Genomic DNA, 22,345 nt, shown 5'->3' with positions numbered 1-22,345 from the left:
AGCTCACTGCCCTCTTTACCATTAACCTTAATGTTAGATATTTGTGGTGCACGTAAAGATTTCTGTGCATTTGTGTACCCAACCCATTGTTCAGTCAGATGGTATGCCACCGTCAAGCCCGGCAACCACTCAGTCACCTTATTGTTTCTATTCTGTCCTTGGCCTAGATCACTATATGCCATATCAATCGATTCATAGCGAATACCCGGCGTCACTTTCAGTACATCATTGAACAGGCCGATTTCGTTACTGATGTAACCAGCAAAAGCGTCAGTATCTAAGTGCCAATCACGTGGGGTTGTTGTAGCACCACCAGCAATTGGCGTTTGAGTCAGCTTGTAATCGATATCTTCGTTGACGTAGCGTGCCCCAACAATCACATTTTGCGTTACGGTATTTCCGTCAAAGTACATCGCGAGTTTAGGTTCAACACCATAAACAGCAAATTCACGTGGTGACGTACGAATATCGGTTGATGGTAATGCCGGGTCCGCCCAGTGACCGCCAGCGCTGTTAAAGCCCCATTGGAAGAAACGCTCAGAGCGGTGGCCAAACGTCAGTATTTCTAATTCGGCGCTATCTGCAATATTCAAGTCATGTAAATACTTCAGGCTCCAACGCGTTGAAGTGCCTTGATATTCATCGTATGGACGCTTCGACTGAGTACGATCTTTGTCATAATCATCTGGCGATAAAGCACCGGGCATTTGGGTGTCGGCATCATAACGTTGAACGAAAGCTTGTAACTCTTGAGTATCGCTCAGTAACCATTGCAATTTCGCTTGGAAGTTTTTTACATCCGTGTCGGAGTGTTCACGGAAGCTTTCACCTTTTAAGAAGTTCCCCTCGACTTGAAGTGCCAGCGTATCGGTTAACCAACCACCCGTTCGCAGGTAAAAGTCGTTGAGCGGCGTATCGCCACCCTCGAATACAGTAAAGCGATTACTGATTTCCGTTTGCCACTCATGTGGAATAGGCTTGGTCACCAAGTTGATCACACCACCGACGTTGTTTGGTCCGTACTGAACCGCCGCACCGCCTCGCACAATATCAATACGATCAAGCATCGACAGCGTTGCAGGGAAAATTGATTGTCCTGTGTGACCATACGGCGCCAGTGTCAGAGGAACACCATCCATGAGGAATTGAGCGTGCCCACTGCGACTCGCTTTCAAACCACGCACTGAGATGTTAGGCAAAACACCGGTGCCCGTTTCGTCTTGAACCTTAATGCCCGGCACACTTTGGAAGGCAGAGTCAATCGAGAGTGCGCCAGTCTTTTTAATTTGTTCATTAGTCAGAACAGTACGAGCTCCCGGATACTCTTTCACATCCTCAAGTTCTGAATTACCGATCAAGCTGCCCGTCACGACAACCGTTTCCATGGTCGTCGTTTGTGGATCTGACGCGGCAAATGCGCCCATGGAAGTCACTGAAGCGACGGCCATTGCAAGGGCACTTAGACGCAACTTTTGATGTGATTGAGTACAGGGTTTACCATCCAAATTCTGGTAAGGCATGAAAATCTCCTAAATAGGCAAGTTAAGATCAAAGGCCATGTTTACGATTCGGCGCTTTGATCCTATGGGCTAAACGGCCTCAAAATGAAGCCAACTGTTCACTCATTCGTAGCGAACAAATCAATCGTTTTTAGAGTCGAACTAGCTCTTAGAAATGAACGAACTCTTAGAACTGAATTAGCTTTTAAAACTGATAGCCGTAGCTGAGCATAAATTCGGCTGGCGCTCCGTAACCGATCTGGTTAGTACCAGACGTGCCGTTGGTTGCGCCCAGAATGTATTCCTCATTAAGCACGTTGTAAGCGTTCGCTTGAACTTTGTGACGACCCGTGGTGTACGCTGCCATCAAGTCAACCGTGGTGTAGTCACCCAACGCTACCGCTTCATCATTACCCGCATAACGGTCACCTACGTATTTCACGCCACCACCTAAACGCCAGTTATCGTCTAGCTGATAAGTGCTCCAAAGCGAAAACAGGTGATCAGACACATCGTTCGGCTTTTTGCCTGTCTCTTTGTTTTCTGCATCGAGGTAGCTATAGCCCACCGAAATATCCCACTGCTCGGTAAATTGACCGCGAGCTTCTAGCTCAATACCTTGGTGACGAGCTTCGATCTTGTTAACAACGTCGCCGTCTATATTGGTTTCTGGTTGCTCTTGATCGATTTGGAAGACCGCTGCATTCAGCATCAAAGCGTTATCTAATAGGTAAGCTTTTGCGCCAATTTCTTTTAGATCGGTGTGGAAGAATTCTGCTAATTTAGGGTTGATGTAGATACCTGAGTAAGGCAATTGCCATGAACGAGCTAAGCTTGCGTACACCGACATATCGTCGTTGATTCGGTAGACCAAACCACCACGGTAGCTCACTTTGTCATCGTCTAGATTCTCTTTTGCTGAGCCCGCTTTTTGCTGTTCAAGCTCCATCGAGTCGTAACGCACATTACCGATCACTGAAAGATCACCAAAGGTATAAACATCTTGAATGTAAATACCAGTGGTCGTTGTGGTGTTGTCGCGGGAAGGTTTAAACCCCGGATTAGGCGTTGGACCAGCAACAGGGTTATAGATATCTTTTGGTGGTAAGTCTTGGTCGCGTACTAAAGCGGAAATGAGATCGATATTGACCTGATTATAATCCGCGCCGATCATCATTTGGTTCGAATCCGTTTCCCAAACTAGCTCAGATTGAAGAGTCGTCGTGGTACGAGGGTCGTAACCGAGGTTGTTGACAGTTTGTTTAACCTCATTTCCTGTGACTGTCATTTTATCTTGGCGTGTGCCCTTTTGTTCTAACTCGATATGGTTGTATGCCGCGCGGTTTGTCCATGCCCATTCGCTATTCAAAAGCCATTCATAATTAACGCCAACACGAATGCTGTCCGACTCTTGATAGTCGTTGGTGCCACCGTAAAACGTGCTTTCAGAGACGTCGACAGGCTTACCATTCTTTGATGGAACACCACGATATGGCACTAACTCTTGGTGAGCATATTCGACATCGAGATCAATCGTGTGACCATCCGCTGGTAATACACGAATTGTTGGTGCGATAAAGAAATCATTAGAGTCGACGTGGTCTACATAGGAATCCGATTGTCGACTTTCCACGTTGATACGACCACTAACCTTGTCACTAAGCGCCATCGAGCTGTCAACCTGACCAACAAAAAGATTATTGCTGCCAACACTGCCGTTGACGTGTGTGAAATTATCACCGTTAGCACGCTTGGTGACCAAATTGATGATACCGCCGGCTGAACCTCGGCCGTAAAGTGCGCCTGCAGGGCCCTTTACCACTTCGACACGTTCGATATTCGCTAGGCTTCGGTACGATTGCAGAGTCCCGTCATCACGCATACCATCACGGTACATGTCGTTAAGCGCATCAAAACCACGAATCACAAATTGGTCTCGGCTTCCCTCACCCAAGGTATTGTTAACCCCTGCGACACCATCAAGTGCATCCACCAAACGTACAGCACCGCGGTCTTCCATTTCCGTCTTTGTGACCACCGATACTGCCTGCGGTACATCCAACCATTCGACATCCGTTTTGGTACCCGACTGAGGCATGTGCTCCGCGTAACCTTCGTACTGATGACCAATAACTTGTAGAGTTTCATCCACCGTTATTTCTTCTGCAGCCATTACATTCGACACGGTAGCCACTGCGGTTAATGCACCTCCAATAGCCAAAGCGAGAGGGGACAAGGCCAATCTAATGTTCATTTTCTAATTCCGTTTTAGTTTATAAAATAACAATATTGCGAATAAGAACAAATATCATTTATATTTGCAATATGTATTTTTTGATCTATATTTGCTTTGCAATATGCAACACCACTAATGACATAAGAATCAATAAAAACATGCAACACCACTAATGACATAAGAATCAATAAAAACAATAAGATAGAAAAATTCTCTTTCTTTTAACCCCGAAAGAGAGCACTTGAAAGCGAGTTGTGAGCAGGCGACAACAACGTTTTGGAAATTAGGAAAGCCCCATGAAATCTACGATAATCATCGTGAGTCACGTCGTGAATGATGCGATCACTCACGGCTTCGTGCCGACAGCAAAAGCGATGGGTCTCCACGTCATTTTGATCACAGACCACAAACTAAACCACTTAAAACTGGCGAATGAAGATGACCGCTTTAATCCCGATGAAATTTTGGAATGCGATGTCTTCAACCCTCTTGAACTCATCGAAATCATCACAGAGCAAGAGCTAGAACCTCATGCTGTTTTCAGTAACAGCGACCACCTACAAACTTCCACCGCAATCTGTGCACAGTTCTTTGGTGTGCCTGCTAAAGATTGGAATGTGACTCTTAAGGCGAAAAACAAATACTTAACTCGTCAGGTTCTCAACGAAAAATCGTTACCTAATACTCAAAGTGTTTTGTTAAGTCGAGAGAGCGCTCCTGTATTCGATTTCGATTTTCCTGTCGTTGCGAAGCCCAAGGAAGGCGTGGCTAGTTTAGACGTGCAGCGCTGCGAGTCCGCAGCTGAGCTGGATAACTATTGCGATACGTTTTGGCAAAAGCACCCTACGACTCCCATTTTGGTTGAGGCGTTTTTACAAGGTCCGCTTATCACTGTCGAAACCATTGGCGACGGGGAAAATTTAGTCGCGCTTGGTGGGTTCGATGTAGAACTCTCTGCGCCACCTTACTTCATCGAAACAGCGGCAAGTTGGAATGGTATTAACAGCGTGCACTACCGTGATGAATGTATACGTCAGCTTCAAGAATTCGGGGTGGGGTTTGGTGTCTGTCATAGCGAATTCATCATCACAGATTCGGGGCCGGTACTGGTCGAGATCAACTATCGAAGTATTGGTGATGGACGAGAGTTTTTACTTGATAACCTCAGTAGCGGGAATTGGTTCAATACCATCTTAAATCTTCACTTGGGTCACAAGCTTGACCCTACATTTCGTATTGATGGCAGTGCCCATGTGCACTATGTAGTTGCTCAACAAAGCGGTTTGATTGAAGGGTCATCAACTTCTTTCATTCACCAAGAGGGCGATATTGTCACTCAGCAGCAAGTGCTTAAAAAGGTTGGTGAGACGTTCCAACAAAGTTTCTCCAACAAGGATTACTTAGCGAGAATTTCGGTCGTTTCCCCTTCTAGTCAAACTCTAGAACCCGTACTACAACAGGCAATCTCTCGCTTCAATCTAACAGCAACAAACGAGGTAACAGCATGAATGGCAACGCGTTATACCTCACTCAGCGACTAATCGATACTTGCTTGCGTGAAGATTTGTTTGGATTAGTTTCTCAAAGCCAATTTAAATCTCAGCTACCAAATACACTCAAACTATCTTCTTATCCTCGTAATCAAATTTGGGCTATTTTTGCGGGTTCAGACTTTACACTCTACTTGCCCGTTACTCCGAGCTATTACATGCAGCGTTGGGTATACGGGCAACCAGATGGTTCGAAAGGTGATGGTTGGTTCATCGAGAGAAATGGTGTCGTTGAAACCCAGCAGCACTATCAAGATTGGATCGAACTACTGAAAGCAAGTGCTCACGAAAGCTCGCATTCGTTATTAGATGGTTATTTGCAAGAACTCGAATGCGCAGAAAAACACAAAGGATTGTGTGATAGTGCCTTCAGTCAGCAATCCGAATCACTAATGCAACCGATTTCTCAACTAGAACGTTGGGAGCAAAAGCTATTGCATGCCGATCAAATCGCATCCTATCTTGACCACCCTTACTACCCGACAGCACGTGCTAAGTTCGGTTTAAGCGATCACGACCTAGAACAATTCGCGCCAGAATTTGCACAAAGCTTTGAACTTCGTTGGCTCGCAATCGAAAAGTCACTCGTTACATTGACCAGTCCACAACCAGAATGTTGGCCAACGATGGAGCAAGTGGGTCTGCCCGCCGATTTTGCTCTTAGCCATGAGTTATTCCCCGCACACCCATTAACACTAAGAAGTCTTGATGAACTTCCTGACGGTGTCATTGAAGCGCCGGTTGCGTGTCTTGAGGTGACTCCTACCCTGTCAGTGCGCACTGTGGTCGTGAACACAGCACCACAGGTCCATATCAAGGTGCCGCTGATCATGCGATCTTTGGGTACTAAAAACATTCGCCTAATCAAACCATCTACGCTCTATGATGGGCATTGGTTTGAACGTTTACTGACGCACTTAGAGCAAACAGATAAAGACTTACATGGCACGTTTTTCCATTGTTATGAGAAACATGGCGGGCATGTTGGAGACGATAAAACCTTTGCTTACATTGTGCGCGAATACCCGCAAAGTTACTTCCAAGACAAAGCACTAGTGCCTGTGGCTGCGCTTGCCAGTCCAATGCCTGATGAACGTTTGTTCTTGGAACACCTCGCCGAGCAGTATTATCAGCAAAATACACTGACTTGGTTTAAAGATTACGTCGATCTGCTATGCAAAGTGCACCTTACATTGTGGATTCGTTACGGTATTGCTTTGGAGTCTAACCAACAAAACGCCATCATTGCATTCAATGAGCAAGGCAAGATGACCTTAGCCATGAAAGACAACGATACTGCGCGTATTTGGCCAGAGCGTTTCCAAACGTTTGAGCAACAATCGCCCGTAAAATGCGACCACCTTTTAGATCAACGCATCACTGTAGACAACGAGCTTGCTCTTGGTCAGATGTTTACCACGATTACTTTGCAGTTAGACATTGCCGCGATTGTCGAAGCAATGGCGACGAAAGGAATCGCCACGTCAGCTTATCTGTATGAAGTGGTCGCCAATAGCCTCTCCCAACAGCTTAGCCAGTTGGACAAACAAGGACACAACACCAAGCTCGCAAACGAGATGTTGTTTGAGTCACCCAACCTATACGCTAAGTATCTATTGAGCTCGGGTAGCTTATTGTCTAAAGAGGCGTCTGGTGCAAGCGATATCAATAAATTTTATGGCTTGTCAGCACCGAACTTTTTATTGCTAACCAGCGAAGAAGCACAACACGCTTACCTTGAAGACATCAAGCAGAGTGTGAGTTAACCCATCATGGCCAAACTCATCTATTGTGTACTTTTAAGCCACTTTATCGCCGCGTTTGCAGCCTTAGGAATGCCGCTGTTTTTGCCAATGGTATTGCCAACACTGGATGCAAACATTACTTCGGATTGGGCGGGGGTACTGTTCATTTTGCCGACCTTTTGCACTGCCGTTGCGGCACGCTTTTGGGGGCAGTTTGCTGATAAATATGGCAGACGTCGCTCTCTATTACGTGCTCAACTCGGGCTTGCAGCAGGCTTCGCGCTGTGTGGCTTAGCCGATAATCTCTCAATGTTTGTGTTTGGTCTTATCATTCAAGGAACCTTTGGTGGCACCATGGCCGCCTCAAACAGCTACTTATCCAGCCAAATCAACGATGCGAAATCACTCGGTAAGTCACTCAATAAAACTCAGCTTTCTGCCCGTCTGGCGCTAATTATTGCTCCGGTAGGGCTTGGCTGGAGCTTATCAGAAACAAACCCGCTGAACGCGTATCTGTGGTTGTCCGCTTTGCCGCTATTCGCGCTATTGATCACCTTAACATTACCCATCGATGACTTAGCGAAATCTAAGGGGATTGTAAAAGATCAGGTATCGAATAAAGCTCAAAGCAGCCAAACCAAATCATTAAATACGCTTTATTGGGTGTTTGGCGCGCAGTTCAGCTTTGCTTTCGCCATGGTCGTCACGTTCCCCTATTTCTCGCCTTATGTGCAGCAATATGGCGTGACAAGCCAAGCGTGGATTGGGTTTTTATATGCCCTCCCACATGGTGTTTATCTGCTCTTTGCAGGAAAAGTTCATCTGTTCTCAGAATGGGTTGATCGACACCAGTTTGAACGCAATCAAACGCAGCGTACTTTATGGCTAGGCTTTGGTTTGCTTTCACTCAGTGCAGCAATGCATCTCAATCCTTATCAAGAAGTGTTGATTATTGCTCGTATTGTTTTCGGACTTGGCATGGTTTGCTGTTATCACGGCTTGCATCAAGTGTTGGCAAACCAAATTGATCGACGACAAAGCGGCAAAGTATTTTCGCGCTTTGACGCTATGTCTAAATGGGGTGGCGTTGCGGCTGGGTTGAGCGCGTCTTTCATATCAAGCTTGGGCTGGCTTGAGGTTCCTTTCATACTTTCTATGTTGGTCAGTGGCATTGCTGCTATCGCGCTGATCATCCATTCAAAATTTGGACATCAACATGTTACAGACTCAATTATCTCCAAGTGAACATTACGCTGAAGACCAAGCTCTTCAAAATCGTAAAAAAGTACTGCTAAACCGAGAAAAAGCTCAACTCAATACCATCATGGGCGTGGTGAACTGTTACTTGCGTGAATACGCGATACCCAATGAACAGGTTAATTGGCGCTACAGTTCTGCCTCTCTGCCTCAAACTTTGAAAAGAAACTACAACGCTAACCAGCGCGTGGCCATTCACCTACCTCACCAAGATCAACCTCAGAAAAATGGTCTGATGGTTTTACCCGTTGAGTACATCAGTAAACTGGGGAAAGTGAAGCTCAGTGATACACCTTGGGCTAAAATGCCCGGTGCAGCTTGGTGCAAATTGGACGCAACTCAAACCCTGACGCTTCTACTCAGTTACCTAAATGAAATGCTGACGATTCCATTCAATCACGAGTTGGTCGAGCAAATGGAAAACAGTTTGTTGATTACCGAGCAGTTCCTAAACTCAGACAACTCACCTCAGCATCACAACGCGTTTATCGCATCAGAGCAATCGTTACTTTGGGGACATACTTTTCATCCAACGCCAAAGAGTCGCTCAGGGGTCAGTATCGATGATCTGCTCGCGTGTTCCCCTGAGGTTGGCGCTAAGGTTCCCCTGTATTGGTTTAAGGTCGACACTACGTTGCTCGACGTCTTGAGTTCAGATGACCGAACCTCACCAACTACCATGCTTAAACAACTTGCACCAGACGAGAACGATTCAGAAACTACCATGCTTTACCCTTGCCACCCTTGGGAAAGTTACACGCTTTTGCAAAACCCAGTGGTCAAAACGGCCATTGAACGAGGCAAAATCATCCCGCTTGGATTAGGTGGTGAAATATTATTACCCACTTCATCCGTGCGCACTCTGTACCACCCAGATATGGATTGGTTTGCTAAGTTCTCTATCAATGTACGTTTAACTAACTGCGTACGTAAAAACGCATGGTATGAGCTCGATAGTGCCGTTCAATTAACCTCGATTCTGCATCCCATCAAAGAGAGTGAACAGTTACGTAATCCAGTATTCAAAGTAATGACAGAACCTTACGCAACCACATTGAATCTAGAATCTATGGCTGAACAAGAGCATGCTGATGTTATTAAAGCTCGCGAGTCGTTTGGTATTTTGTATCGAGAGAATTTCACCTTAAGCGAAACCGATATTTTGCAACCAACGTTAGCGGGTGCCCTCTTTGCTTACGATACAGACGGGAACAGTTGCATCGCCACTCAACTCAAACAAAAAGCGCAAACAACACAAAGCCAATATGACAATATCGCCACGCTGTGGTTTGAGCGCTATCTGCATTGTTTGATTCCGGGCGTCTTTAACTACTACTTCAAACATGGGGTTGCGTTTGAACCGCACTTACAAAATACGTTGATTGGATTTGAAAAAGGCATGCCTTGCTGTGTATGGATTCGAGACTTAGAAGGTACCAAGTTACTACGCGAGTTTTGGCCATCAGAAACACTTCAGCAACTTTCAGAGCGTGCTCGTCAATCGGTGTACTACAGCCGTGAGCAAGGTTGGAACCGTATTGGCTATTGCACCTTCATTAACAATATCAGCGAGGCCATTTTCTTTATCGCTGAGGGTAACTCGGCACTTGAGAATACGTTATGGGGAACTTTAAAAGACGCTATCGTCCGCTGGACGTCTATCAATGGCCAGCAACCCGAACTAATGGCATTGCTTAACGATGGTCATTTTCCAAGCAAAAATAACTTCACAACACGTTTGATGCAAAATGCCGATAAAGAGTCCGGTTACACCCAAGTTGCAGCACCGTGGCCAACTCATTCAAAAGGAGTTCACCATGCTTAATTCTCCTCAACTTTCTGCCTCAATCCATCAAGAAATACGCCAATTGGCCAAGCAACAAACGCAACCATTATGTGCTTATCTTTATGATCTCGATGCATTGGAGCAGCACATTAAGCAGATGCGCCATGTATTGCCAAAAAACGTAGAGCTATTTTACGCCGCGAAAGCGAATCCTTCAGAGCCGATATTACGCACTTTAGCCCCTTATGTTGATGGTTTTGAAGCAGCATCAGGCGGAGAGCTTACACACCTCCACCAGCAACAACTCAATAAACCACTGATCTTTGGTGGCCCAGGGAAAATGCCCAGTGAGTTAGAGCAAGCGATTATGCTCGATGTCGATGCGATTCATGTAGAGAGCCTCACTGAGTTGCAACGCATTGGTTCTTTAACACAAAAGTTGAATCGACCTGCTTCGATCTTCCTGCGTATGAACATAGACATTGGTGACATCACACTTAGCAAGTTAGCCATGGGCGGAAAGCCCACCCCGTTTGGCCTCGATGAGAGTGAGTTAAGTAATGCCTTGATGTCCCTACGCGATTTCCCCTTAATAAAGCTGAAAGGCTTTCACTTCCATTTGATGTCACACCAGCTTGAAGTCGGTCGACACTTAGCTTTGATGGAACGCTATTTCAAAGTAGTGAAGGAATGGAAAGAAGAATACTCACTTGAAGATCTTACGATCAACTTGGGTGGCGGTATGGGAATCAATTACCAAAACCCTAAACAACATTTTCCTTGGATGGAGTTTTGCGACAAATTGGAGTTCCTGATTTCCAAGGAACATTTACAAAATTGGAAGCTGCGTTTTGAATGTGGCCGCTACATCTCTGCATCTTGTGGCTATTACGTAATGGAGGTCTTGGATATTAAACAAAATCTTGGCGAGCATTTTGTGATTGCCCGTGGTGGCACGCATCATTTCCGTACTCCGGCAGCGCAAAGCCATGACCACCCTTTTGCAATCGTGAAAAGTAATCAGCAACCCACGATTTCACATCCGATAAACCATGCCACAGCCACGTTGGTTGGACAGCTTTGTACGCCAAAAGATGTTCTGGCACGAAATCAACATATCGAGCAGGTCGATATCGGTGACTATGTGGTGTTCACTCTAGCAGGCGCTTATGCTTGGAACATCTCGCATCAAAACTTCTTAATGCATGAACCTCCAGTGTTTCATTATTTCTAAGCGCCTCGCTGTGCTCGATGGTTTCTAACTGATAGTTTGAGTTGAAACTCCATAGAGCTAGCTAAAGACACTAAATATAAAAGGCACTCAATAAAAAGACACCAAATAAAAAGGCGTTAGTAAACTCAAGTCTACTAACGCCTTTCTTCTGTTTATCTTAGCCCTTTTGCAAAACAGCTGCAGTGATTGAGTAACCGACTCCCCACAGTGATCGTAATGCAGAACCAAACCGTAGTTAATTCAAATACAAGCACTTAGCATTTGTCATCGACTACGCAGCGGGAGTGGTACATGGATAACAGAATCACCATTTTAGAGTTTCTCAGAGTGTTCGATTGCATTCGCTCCTCGGGCAAGCAATTGGACAGCAAATATCAATTGGGAGAGATGGTAGCGTGGCACGATTACGACGGTTACACCTTTTGGTTAAGCTATAGAGACGTTACGGTGACACTAATGTTCCACGGCTCATTGAAGATCGAATACGACAAAGCATCGAACTATGAAGCCTTCATCAAGCGTTGTTTAGCTATGCTTGAAACTGAACCTTCTTCATAAGTTATCCATCGCTGTCGAGTAAACACCGCATAGCCTATGGGGAAGCAGTGGAGAAAATGATGAACGGAACCCATTGTAAAACGCGGTTACCCCTTAGGTTAACCATACTTTTACTCCTTCTACTCAGCATTCATTCGTTAAGTCTTAAGGCTGATGCAACAAGGACGAACATGATCGACTTTACACAAGCGAATGAACACCATAAGTGGACAGTGACCAACGACGATGTAATGGGTGGCATCTCAACAGGCGAGCTCATTTATCTTGATAATATGAGTCAGTTTAGGGGCGAGATATCGTTAGAAAATAATGGGGGTTTCAGTTCGGTAAAGCGCTCCATTGAATCACCTGCCCATGAAATAGACAGTGCAGAGCTAGATTTTGTTGGTGATGGTCGCACCTACCAACTGAGGTTCACAACATCGAAGGACGGTCATCGCGTTCAATACAAACACGATTTCGATACCATTAAGGGAGAGCAGTTTAGCAAGGTGTTCCACTTCAATGATTTTCAAGCGGTGTTCAGAGGTCGGCTACTGAGCGATGCGCCGGAACTTAAGGCACAAGACATCAAACAAATCGGCTTTTTGATTGCAGACAAGCAGGCATTGCCTTTTGAGCTAGACCTAATTCAGCTTCACTTCAAAACATCGAAACCTATCACATCACCAGAAGCTGACTAAACTGAAAACAAACAAAAGCCCCTGATACCTTTTGACTAACAATAAGATATCAGGGGCTTCTTCTATCTAAACCGTCAACAATTCAAAACAACGGCGGATTAAATCATCAGCAATTAGTATTTGATAGCTGTTTTACCAATCGAGGCACTGCTTTCAATACGTTGGTGTGCATCTTTGATCGTATCCACACTAAAGCCATTTAGGGTCGAGGTTAGCGTCGATTTAATACGGCCCGCATCAATCAGGTTCGCAGCTTGGAATAGGATGTCTTGCTGCTTCTGGATGTCTTCGGTGTTAAACAGTGAACGTGTAAACATCAGCTCCCAAACAAAGCCCGCTGATTTGCCTTGCAGCGCTGATAAGTCAATGCCACCGTCAAATTCAACAATCGAACTGATCATGCCTTGCGGTGCAATCAACTCAACCATTGCATCCCAGTGCCCTTTTGTGTCTGCAACATTGAAGATGTAGTCGACATGTTGAATGCCTTGCTCTCGCACTGACTCGACAAGGTTACGGTGGTTCACCACATAGTCCGCCCCCATATCCCTTACCCATTGTTCCGTTTCAGGTCTTGAAGCTGTAGCGATAACATTCAGGTTGGTCAGTTGCTTAGCCAGTTGAATCGTAATTGAACCAACACCGCCTGCTCCACCAATGATCAGGATAGATTTTTTCTCTTCAGGACGAACACGCAAGCGGTCAAACAATGCTTCCCAACCCGTAAGCGTTGCTAGAGGCATAACGGCTGCAGCTTCATCAGAAAGGCTCTTAGGCGCTTTAGCGGTAATACGGTAGTCCACAGCTTGGTATTCGGCATTAGCGCCCATACGAGTTACGTCACCTGCATAGTAGACACGGTCACCGACTTCGAAGCCTTCAACGTCAGCACCTTTGCCAACAACTTCACCGACTGCGTCGTAACCCAAGACTTTTGGTTGTTCGAGTGTTTTGTCTTTGGCACTACGAATACGAATTTTTGCGTCAGCAGGGTTAATAGAAGTCGCGCTCACTTTTACCAGCAAGTCATTATTTTTTAGTTCTGGCAGACTCGTTTCAAACTCAAATAAACTGTCTTGCTCTGTAATCGCAAGTGATTGAGTAAATCCGATAGCTTTCATTTTTGATGGTACTGACATTGTGCTTTCTCCTTGAATTAGACGAGTTAATCTTAGTCAATTCTCACTCTAGATAAACCGCCTAATATTTGAATAATTCTCAAATAATTTTTGATAATGGTGTTACCGCTATCTGGGTAATGCAGACATCTAACTGCACTACCACGGCTGAAAGGTTAAATCAGGCCTTTCTCAATCAACCAATCATGTGTCACTTGATCTTGTGTCTTATCTTCACGGCAAACTTTGTAATCCAGCTCTGCGATGATGTCGTTCGAGAAACGTAGCGAATCCAACTTCTGAATCTGTTGTTCGTTGAACAGATGCTTCTTGTCATCTCTTAAAAGAAGTACCGCTCTATCAACAATTCCGAGTAAGCCTTTTGGCTCTTTGAGCTCACGAATATCGTAACGATAGTGCAAAAACTGAGGTTTCCACAGTGGCACTACCACCCACTCTTTGTTTGCCACTGCACTTTCAAAGGCACTGAAACAATCGTCTTCACTGCCAGGAAAGAACTCGTAGCCGGCATCGCTCAGGCCATAGTCTTTCATCATCTGGATAGAGAAGCGTGTGATGCCAGCGCCGGGGTTGATGCCTTGGATGGTCGAGTTCATTTTCTCGACCACTTCGGCTTTTAATAAATCAGAGACTTCAGAAACCGCCGCTTCAGGCACATAGTCTGGTACGCCCCACAAGGCATAAGGTTCATAATGAAGCCCAAGCTCGATAAGCGGCTCAACTTCTTCAACGCTCGCTTTGTAGATACCGTGACTTGATGGCAACCACGCAGAAGAAAGCATATCCACTTGGCCTGTTTTCAGCTTTTCAAAGCTCTCCTGATGTGGAGAGAAAATGCGCTCTACCTCAAAGCCCATGGCTTTCAATACATTGGCAACCAATGATGCGGTCGTACGGTGGAACGACAAATCCGTTACACCCATTATGATTTTCTTAGTCATCTTGTCCCCCTAGATCGTAGGCTTCGTTCATACAGTGTGTACTGCGCTATGTTGTCGATAGGGGAAATGATAGTGAGAAAATTACTAATGAAAAACAGCCTCATATTTGAATTATTATCAAATTAATTTTGACAATTAAGTGTTTGAAGCTAACTTAGAAGCGATAATTAGAGATAACCCATCTGCAGATTGTGATGGGGAAAGATTCCAACGCCATGCTTAGAACATAATTCAATACAGGTAAACAACATGCTTCTTGAAGACTTACAGGTCATTTTGAAAGTGGCAGAGTTTCGCAGTATTACTGCAGCAGCCACCAACCTAGACATGCGTACAGCTACCGCAAGCGCTGCCGTCAAACGTGTTGAAGCGGCTCTGGGGGCGGAATTATTTGTAAGAACCACGCGCCACCTAAGGCTCTCTTCAGCAGGCGAACGCTATTTACCTGAGTGTGAACAAGCCTTAAAAATGTTGGAGCAAGCGAAACTCAACATGAGAGAAGAGCTTGGTATTGTTGACGGTGAAATTCGCATCGCGCTTTCTTCTGATCTAGGACGAAACCTAATCACACCTTGGCTTGATGAGTTTTTACTGGAATATCCTAACGCCGCACTACGTACTAGCATCAGCGATAGCAATATCGATTTTTACCGTGATTCTGTTGATATGGCGTTGCGTTATGGCTCCCCGACTGATGCCAACATGTATGGCTTTAAAATCTGCGATGTGCCCAGAATATTATGTGCAGCTCCTGAATATTTGGCTGAAATGGGAACACCAAAACACCCGAGTGACTTAACTCAACACAATGGTTTGCTCTACCAACTTCATGACATATTGCAAGACGAGTGGGTGTTTAACGACGGTACTCAAGATCATAAAGTGAAACTAAAAGGGAACCGCGCTTCGAACGACGCTGACCTTGTAAGACGTTGGTGTATCGCGGGTAAAGGAGTGGCAATAAAATCTTGCCTAGACATGTCACGTCATCTGCTTTCAGGCGAAGTGGTTAAAGTCATGCCTGAATTTAAACCAACACCTACAGAGTTGTGGTTAGTGTGCCCAAGTCGTCAATCCATCACCCCGACTGTTCGCTTATTAAGAGATCTATTCCGCGATAAAACTGCGGAGATCCTTTCGCAACTTAGTGAGCAAGGCATTATAGAAAGCAAAATATCATAGGATCTAATGCAGCTTAGAGACAAGAAGTAGAGATACAAAAAAGGCGTTAGCGAACTTCAATTCGCTAACGCCTTTAATCATTTGAACATCATATGGGTATGATGAACATACTAACTTTATTACAAGTACTTGGTTTAATAACCTTAATACAAGAGTTTAGTTTGACTCGTCTTCAACAACGTCACAACCTGCACAGCACTGAAGAGCAATTTCATGTTCGAAGGTGATGGTGTCTTCGCCTTCTTCCAGTAGCTCTGCGATTTCATCCGCGACTTCTTTCTCATCATCCGCTTCAATTTCGCTTGCTAGCTCTTCTTCTGAATAACCGAAGAAGTTAAGCAATAGGTACTCACGAGCTTCCTCTTTAGTACATACCACGTTTGCTGAAAGATCAGGTGTAATCTCACCTTGCGCAAGCGTCGCTGTCAGTTGAGCTATAGCATCTTCTTTCATCGCAGGCGTTAACCAACCAAGATCAGTACTTACCGTCGTTTTTTTACAGTCGAAGCAAGGCAGTTGGTGAAAATAGTATTGAAAGGTAGTCATAAGTAATTTCTTCTTTAAATGTTGTATAGCGAGATTATGCGCGTTTTGTAGCAAAATACTATCTCAATCACAACCTAAGGCTGGTTCGAACTGAATATTTGTACCAAGTACAAAGCACCATGATGACTACTGATAAATTTAAGGCCTCGTTCACTAGGGACATCATCTCATTACGACGAAGTTTGCGAAGCCTTGCTTTCTCCACCCGACTTAGCTTTGTAATGGTGTAACCAGCAACAAAACAACCCGATGCACAGACCCCAAAATGCACTGCCGATTCCCAGTAAATTAGTACCAGAAGCAGTGAATAAGAAAGTAAGCAGTGCGGGTTCTCGGTAATGACTGTCTGCCATTGATACCGCAAGGCAATTCATCAAGGTCGGCATCACCGCTAAGCCAGCAACTGCAATGACAATCTCGGAGGGCACAGCGCTAAACAGCGACACAAATGACATCCCCATCACGCCAGCTAACAAGTAAAACCCGCCCATACAAATCCCCGCCATATAACGTGTCTTTGGATTACTATCCGCATTAGGGCCCATACAAATAGCGCCCGTAATCGCTGCAAGGTTATACGCAAAGCCACCAAACGGTGCGAAAATCAAACCTGTCACCCCGGTGGTGGTAATGATCTTCGATGAATCGACTTGGTATCCATTCGCTTTTAGAACCGCAAATCCCGGTAAGTTCTGTGAAGCCATCGTCACTATAAACAGTGGGATACCCACACTGAACAACGAAAAGAACTCAAAATCGGGCGTGATGAACACTGGGGTCGTTAATCCCATAGTCACCTGACTGACATCGAGTTTGCCAAAACCCACACACATGACCAATGCGATGATGAAAATGCTTGGGATCAGTAAATTTCCTAACCGCGCTTTCGCCAGAATAAATACAGCGAGCATGACCGCTACGACTTGTGCCTCTTCCATTAGCGACGTGAACAAACCCAAACCGAATTGCAATAGAATCCCCGCGAGCATCGCTGAGGCAATCGATGTTGGGATCTGTTTTAGGACTTTCTCAAATATCCCCGCCAATCCAACCAACGTGATCAACATCGAACTGAACAAAAACACGGCTACTGCCTGATTCATTGTCAGCCCTTCAAGAGATGTGATTAACAACGCCGCTCCAGGCGTCGACCACGCTGTAACCACAGGCTTCTTGTAATGAAACGAGAGCAGTATTGTGGTCATCCCCATGCCAATTCCCAACGCCCAAAACCATGACGCCACTTGTTCTTCGGTTGCTCCAGCACTCATTGCCGCTTGAAAAATAATCGCCGCGGCGCTCGCATAACCAATGAAAACAGCGATAAAGCCGGTACTGACGTGAGAAAATTTTAGCTTAGTCATGTTAATCTCTTCCTGTGTGCGTTATAACGTCCATAGACCAAACCTAGCACTGTGCGCTATAACGCACAACTTATTTGTAAAAAACTTGTAGAGAAAATATGCAACCAGAAATTAAAGTTGGTGTTAACTTGAAACGCCTTCGCCAAGAAAAAGGCTGGAGCTTAGACAAAACAGCGAGAGAAACTGGCGTGAGTAAAGCAATGCTAGGACAAATTGAACGTGGAGAATCCAGCCCGACAGTCGCTAAGCTCTGGCAGATAGCTTCTGGGTTCGAAGTGTCACTTTCGAGTTTTATCGCTGCTAGCTCAAACAGTGAACTGACGAGTTTATTCAGAGATGCAAACGAACTAAGGCATGAGGAATACAACATTGGTTTTTTCGTCAGTTTGTTGTTTCCTTTTGAGGAAGCACTAGGGTTTGAAATATTCGAACTCACCCTAGCACCCGATTACCAGCATGAATCTGCCCCACATAACGCAGATGTCACTGAGCACATCTTATGCATTTCGGGAGAGATGGAAGTGATGTTTGATGGTGAGTGGCATACGTTACGAGCAGGGCAAGCCGTTCGCTTCAATGCTAACCAAAACCATGGCTACAAAAATATCGGTGAAGGAAATGCCGTATTTCATAATGTGATTCACTACCCAGATAACAAGCAATAGTGCCGGATTTGGTGATAACGGCTATAGCCGGATGTTTAGCGCTAACGGATGTCCATCGCTAACGAAAGAGCAGGCATCCCACTGGCTAGTATTCACTGAGAACGACTATACGTTGACGACCATGCTGCCATCTTCTGCTTGGTAACGTGCCCATAGTTGAGAAAGGTTTTCTTTATTAAGCTGTATCTCTTTTTCTTTCAGAAACGCTTCGTTGTGCAGCTTCGAATACGAGCGCTCAGCAAGGTCACAGCTAAATGTAACGATGGTTTTCCCTTTCCCCATTCTAGCTGCAGCGTATAGCGCACCTGCTACGTTCAGCGATGAACTGCTTCCTAGAAGAATACCGTCATGCTCCGCAACAAGGCGGGATATCGTCACCAAATCCTGATCGGGAAGCGTGATGGCACGATTGATTTTTGCCTGCCTGAAATTTTCAACCGTTCGCATGATCCCTATGCCTTCCGTGAACGAACTTCCCGTTGATTGATAGTGTCCATTACGTAGAAACGAATAAATACCGGACCCATTTGGGTCAACCAACCAAGTTTCGAGATTGGGTTTCTGCTCAGATAGATAATGTGAGTTTCCGGCAATGGTTCCGCCAGTCCCCACCACAGAAACTAGAGCATCAATTTCCCCTTGAGTTTGCTGCCATATTTCCGGTCCAGTATTTAAATAGTGCGCTCGATAATTACTGAGATTTTCAAACTGATCTGCCCACCAATAATTCTCATTTTCGACACCGATCCGCTTGGCCGTGTGGTAAAAATGTTCAGGGTTTGCAAAAGGACAAGGGTCGACCAATAACAGTTCAGCATTATAAAGCGAGATCATGCGCTCTTTCTCTTGTGCCTGCCCTTTTGGCATCACCACCAACATTTTGTAACCAAGGGATTTAGCGACTAGAGCAAGGCCGATCCCCGTATTTCCTGCGGTACCTTCAACGATTGTCATTCCCGGCTTAAGCTTACCGGCTTCTACTGCATCCATAACCAACTGAAGTGCCGCTCTATCTTTAATCGAACCACCCGGGTTCTGGTGTTCGCACTTAATAAGAATCTCACAACCTGATATCTCTGAGAGACTGTTGATTCTAACAAGATCGGTATCGCCGATGAGTTCACTGAGATTGTTTGCAATGTGGGCAGATGACATCGCGACTCCATTTATTTGTTGAGGATGAGTTGTTCATCGATTGGGTTGTCGATGATCATAAGCGTAGCTCTGAGGTCTGCTTAGTCAAGGAGTGGCGGAATTGAAAAGACTCTCATTTTCCAAATAACAATTATAATTAGGGGTGATCGAATAGACTGAGGGTAAAAAAATGTTTCTAAAAGAGAAAAAGAGCGGTGACCTCGTAGATGTAACTGAAATGACCAAATTAACCAACTTATTTCAGGACAGTATCGAAGGTCGGTTTCAAGCAGGCGAAGAACAGCAAGACCCCGAGATGTTTAAAAAGTCCGAACTAGTGTTTATGTCAGGTGAAGAGTTACCTCGATGCTGGACAGATCCAAACTACCGCTCAGAGGTTAAATAACCTTAACTCTTCCAGAGTACCAAGTGAGTTGTAATTGAAACTCTGTTCTAAAAGCGTTTGACGATGGCCTTGCGGGCTATGTAATGGCATAGGTAATTTGGCCCCCTGTTAAAGCGTTCAAACGCATCTTTACTAGACACAAAAAAGCGAGCCACTTGGGCTCGCTTTTCAATATTTGTCTTGCTTAGACTTTAGCTTCGATTACAGAAGTTCTACCGACTGTTGAGCAATAACGAACTCTTCGTTAGTTGGGATAACCATTGCTACAGCGTCTAGCATTTCTGATTTAGCGATGATGCCTTCAGCGCCAAAACGAGCGGCTTCATTGCCTGCTACATCTTCAACAAAACCAAGAATCTTAAGGTTGTTTAAGATCTCACGACGAATTGGTAGAGAGTTCTCACCGATACCACCTGTGAAGATGATGCCGTCTAAAGAATCTAGCGTTGCAAGGTAAGAAGCAACGTATTTAGCTACGCGGTAAGTAAACACCTCAAACGCAAGCTTAGCGCCTTCATGGCCCTCTTCCATTGCTTCTAAGATGCCACGAGCATCGCTCGTAAGACCAGACACGCCAAGGAAGCCAGACTCCTTGTTTAGAGAGTTGAATACTTGCTCTTGTGACCAACCTTTCTTAAGTAGGTACTCGATGATACCTGGGTCTAAGTCACCACAACGTGTGCCCATCATAAGGCCAGAAAGCGGTGTGAAGCCCATTGATGTATCAACACTGTTACCGTCTTTGATAGCACATACTGAAGCGCCGTTACCTAGGTGAACAGAGATGAAGCTAGATTCTTCAACTGGCTTGTTGACCATTTTCGCTGCTTCACGGCTAACGAAGTAGTGGCTAGTACCGTGGAAACCGTAACGACGAACGCCAAAGTCTGTGTATAGCTCTTTTGCGATTGCACCTGTAAATGCACGTTGTGGCATTGTTTGGTGGAAAGCAGTATCAAACACAGCGAACTGAGGTAGAGAAGGGAAAGCTTCAATTGCAGCACGGATACCGATAGCACCTGCTGGGTTATGAAGTGGAGCTAAGTCAGATAGGCTTTCAATCTCACTTGTTACTTCTTCAGTAATACGAACGGTTTGAGTGAACTTCTCACCACCGTGAACGATACGGTGACCGATTGCCACGATATCAGCAGTGAAGCCTAAGTCTTCCATCAGGCCAACCAATTTGCCAATGGCAATTTTGTGGTGGTTACCCTCGCCTTGAATAGCAATTTCTGTTTTCTGACCTTGATGCTTCCAGCTCATGCGAGCATCTTCAAGACCAAAACACTCCCCTAAGCCACTTAATACTGCGTCACCAGAAACAGAATCGATGACAGCAAATTTAAGGGAAGAACTACCCGAGTTAATAACCAGAACAAACGAATTAGACATTGGATATGGATCCTGTTTCAGTACGAATTTAGTGAAGTTTTCGCTTCAATTTTAGTTAAGTCTATTATTCAATAATTTTTGAATCTTTCAACTTTTGTTTTGCAAAAACCACTAAATGAACACAATTAAGTTGATCTTAGTCATCAATTTATTTCTTTCGAGAACAAAAATTAAAAAATAGTTGAATAAGATGAAGTAAATGCAGTTATGAAACTGATAGATTCATACAAACCACGTTGAGAGCAAAGTCATCTTGTATTGAAAGCTTATCCAAGAGTCCAATTCATAAATTAAGCCCATAAAGCCAAAAAACAAGCTAGCGTTCTACGCTGCGACTTAAAAAAATACAGCACGGCACTTAAATATAGAGCTGTTGATTGCCAATACCCGCTAATAGACTTTAAGGCGTTTAACTTCGCCTCAGTACTATAAATAGATCACTTATTTGGTTCGAAAGGTTGAGCAGCTCTTACTTCAAATTCCATTTTCATTTTTCATTATAGCTGTGCATTTCTTTTGCTAGACATCGCTCGACTCCCATACCTCCAGATTAGACACGCTAAACGGCGCTTTACGCACATGTCACTGTGGCAGCCTTATGATGCGAGGCACTATCTTAACCAGGGCTTAGAACGTGCTACAGGCGTGAAGAATAAAATAGCAGGCACAAAAAAGCCGAGCATAATGCTCGGCTTTTAAATTCACTGTTTAAGCTATTCGTCTATAAGCACTTGGCTTGTAAACTTCAACTTAAACTAAAGGTTGATTAACCTTCGCTGCGCTCTGGACGACGACCGCGGTTGCCGCCATTGCCAGCTGCTGCGTTGCCATGGCCACGTTCGCCACGGTGGTTACCACGGTGATCACCACCACGGTTACGGTCAAAGCGACGTTCGCCATCACGACCACCAGCAGAGTTACCATCACGTGCGCCGTCACGGTTGCCACGGTAGCCACCACGACCGCCATTGCCACCTTCACGGTTACCACCTTCGCGATTACCGCCTTCACGGTTACCACGGTAG

At 45.0% G+C, this 22,345-nt stretch carries 18 protein-coding genes and 1 pseudogene; 10 read left to right on the top strand and 9 right to left on the bottom strand.

Annotation, left to right across the window (positions count from 1 at the left end):
* A partial coding sequence (locus AACR09_RS14665) for a TonB-dependent receptor family protein (protein ID WP_228010621.1) occupies positions 1-1,520 on the bottom strand: 1,520 nt, incomplete at its 3' end.
* Between the two features lie 184 nt (positions 1,521-1,704).
* Complete coding sequence (locus AACR09_RS14660) at positions 1,705-3,753, bottom strand: TonB-dependent receptor (protein WP_193835269.1); 2,049 nt, start codon at positions 3,751-3,753, stop codon at positions 1,705-1,707.
* A 278-nt stretch (positions 3,754-4,031) separates the two neighbouring features.
* On the opposite strand from AACR09_RS14660, the gene AACR09_RS14655 reads away from it, so the two are divergent.
* From AACR09_RS14655 to AACR09_RS14625, 7 genes are all read left to right on the top strand, one after another.
* Positions 4,032-5,243, top strand: a complete 1,212-nt coding sequence (locus tag AACR09_RS14655) for an ATP-grasp domain-containing protein (RefSeq protein WP_065605431.1) — start codon at positions 4,032-4,034, stop codon at positions 5,241-5,243.
* Positions 5,240-7,051, top strand: coding sequence for an IucA/IucC family protein (locus tag AACR09_RS14650; RefSeq protein ID WP_193835268.1), 1,812 nt, complete (start codon positions 5,240-5,242; stop codon positions 7,049-7,051). Before AACR09_RS14655 ends, AACR09_RS14650 begins: the two co-directional genes overlap by 4 nt.
* Positions 7,052-7,057: 6 nt before the next feature.
* Complete coding sequence (locus AACR09_RS14645; RefSeq protein ID WP_193835267.1) at positions 7,058-8,275, top strand: MFS transporter; 1,218 nt, start codon at positions 7,058-7,060, stop codon at positions 8,273-8,275.
* A complete protein-coding gene (locus AACR09_RS14640; RefSeq protein ID WP_193835266.1) occupies positions 8,247-10,112 on the top strand; it encodes an IucA/IucC family protein in 1,866 nt (621 codons plus the stop codon). The genes AACR09_RS14645 and AACR09_RS14640 overlap by 29 nt, the downstream gene beginning before the upstream one ends.
* Positions 10,105-11,307 (top strand): type III PLP-dependent enzyme, encoded by a 1,203-nt coding sequence (locus AACR09_RS14635; RefSeq protein ID WP_193835265.1) that lies wholly within the window; start codon positions 10,105-10,107, stop codon positions 11,305-11,307. The genes AACR09_RS14640 and AACR09_RS14635 overlap by 8 nt, the downstream gene beginning before the upstream one ends.
* Positions 11,308-11,598: 291 nt before the next feature.
* Positions 11,599-11,865, top strand: a complete 267-nt coding sequence (locus tag AACR09_RS14630; protein ID WP_193835264.1) for a DUF3081 domain-containing protein — start codon at positions 11,599-11,601, stop codon at positions 11,863-11,865.
* Positions 11,866-11,912: 47 nt separating this feature from the next.
* Positions 11,913-12,548, top strand: coding sequence for a CIA30 family protein (locus AACR09_RS14625; protein ID WP_193835263.1), 636 nt, complete (start codon positions 11,913-11,915; stop codon positions 12,546-12,548).
* A gap of 113 nt (positions 12,549-12,661) precedes the next feature.
* Here the strand turns inward: AACR09_RS14625 and AACR09_RS14620 are convergent, their stop codons facing one another.
* A complete protein-coding gene (locus tag AACR09_RS14620) occupies positions 12,662-13,687 on the bottom strand; it encodes a zinc-binding alcohol dehydrogenase family protein (protein ID WP_193835262.1) in 1,026 nt (341 codons plus the stop codon).
* A 155-nt stretch (positions 13,688-13,842) separates the two neighbouring features.
* Complete coding sequence (locus tag AACR09_RS14615; RefSeq protein WP_102488925.1) at positions 13,843-14,610, bottom strand: glycine betaine ABC transporter substrate-binding protein; 768 nt, start codon at positions 14,608-14,610, stop codon at positions 13,843-13,845.
* A 267-nt stretch (positions 14,611-14,877) separates the two neighbouring features.
* Between AACR09_RS14615 and AACR09_RS14610 the strand changes: the two genes are divergently transcribed.
* On the top strand, positions 14,878-15,810 hold the full coding sequence (locus AACR09_RS14610) for a LysR family transcriptional regulator (protein ID WP_193835261.1): 933 nt from the start codon (positions 14,878-14,880) through the stop codon (positions 15,808-15,810).
* 156 nt (positions 15,811-15,966) lie between these two features.
* Here the strand turns inward: AACR09_RS14610 and AACR09_RS14605 are convergent, their stop codons facing one another.
* Both AACR09_RS14605 and AACR09_RS14600 read right to left on the bottom strand, forming a co-directional pair.
* A complete protein-coding gene (locus tag AACR09_RS14605; protein WP_004731720.1) occupies positions 15,967-16,356 on the bottom strand; it encodes a hypothetical protein in 390 nt (129 codons plus the stop codon).
* Between the two features lie 170 nt (positions 16,357-16,526).
* The gene (locus AACR09_RS14600; RefSeq protein WP_193835260.1) at positions 16,527-17,720 is read right to left on the bottom strand and encodes a benzoate/H(+) symporter BenE family transporter; all 1,194 of its coding nucleotides are present in this window, start codon (positions 17,718-17,720) and stop codon (positions 16,527-16,529) included.
* 98 nt (positions 17,721-17,818) lie between these two features.
* Between AACR09_RS14600 and AACR09_RS14595 the strand changes: the two genes are divergently transcribed.
* Positions 17,819-18,385 (top strand): helix-turn-helix domain-containing protein, encoded by a 567-nt coding sequence (locus AACR09_RS14595; RefSeq protein ID WP_193835259.1) that lies wholly within the window; start codon positions 17,819-17,821, stop codon positions 18,383-18,385.
* A gap of 105 nt (positions 18,386-18,490) precedes the next feature.
* Here AACR09_RS14595 and AACR09_RS14590 read toward each other — a convergent pair whose 3' ends face one another.
* Complete coding sequence (locus AACR09_RS14590; protein WP_017095056.1) at positions 18,491-19,540, bottom strand: cysteine synthase A; 1,050 nt, start codon at positions 19,538-19,540, stop codon at positions 18,491-18,493.
* 169 nt (positions 19,541-19,709) lie between these two features.
* On the opposite strand from AACR09_RS14590, the gene AACR09_RS14585 reads away from it, so the two are divergent.
* Complete coding sequence (locus tag AACR09_RS14585; RefSeq protein ID WP_004731730.1) at positions 19,710-19,925, top strand: hypothetical protein; 216 nt, start codon at positions 19,710-19,712, stop codon at positions 19,923-19,925.
* Positions 19,926-20,126: 201 nt separating this feature from the next.
* Here the strand turns inward: AACR09_RS14585 and AACR09_RS14580 are convergent, their stop codons facing one another.
* Positions 20,127-21,320 carry an acetate/propionate family kinase gene (locus AACR09_RS14580; RefSeq protein WP_017081950.1) on the bottom strand — a complete coding sequence of 398 codons (1,194 nt, stop codon included), beginning with the start codon at positions 21,318-21,320 and terminating at the stop codon, positions 20,127-20,129.
* A 766-nt stretch (positions 21,321-22,086) separates the two neighbouring features.
* Positions 22,087-22,345: pseudogene (locus AACR09_RS14575) on the bottom strand (DEAD/DEAH box helicase); the annotation flags it as partial.

Source organism: Vibrio sp. OPT20, assembly GCF_963889365.1.
In the GTDB taxonomy this organism is placed as follows: Bacteria; Pseudomonadota; Gammaproteobacteria; order Enterobacterales; family Vibrionaceae; genus Vibrio; species Vibrio splendidus.
The sequence above is the reverse complement of the archived record's forward strand: the minus strand, read 5'-3'. Positions and strand labels throughout refer to the sequence as shown.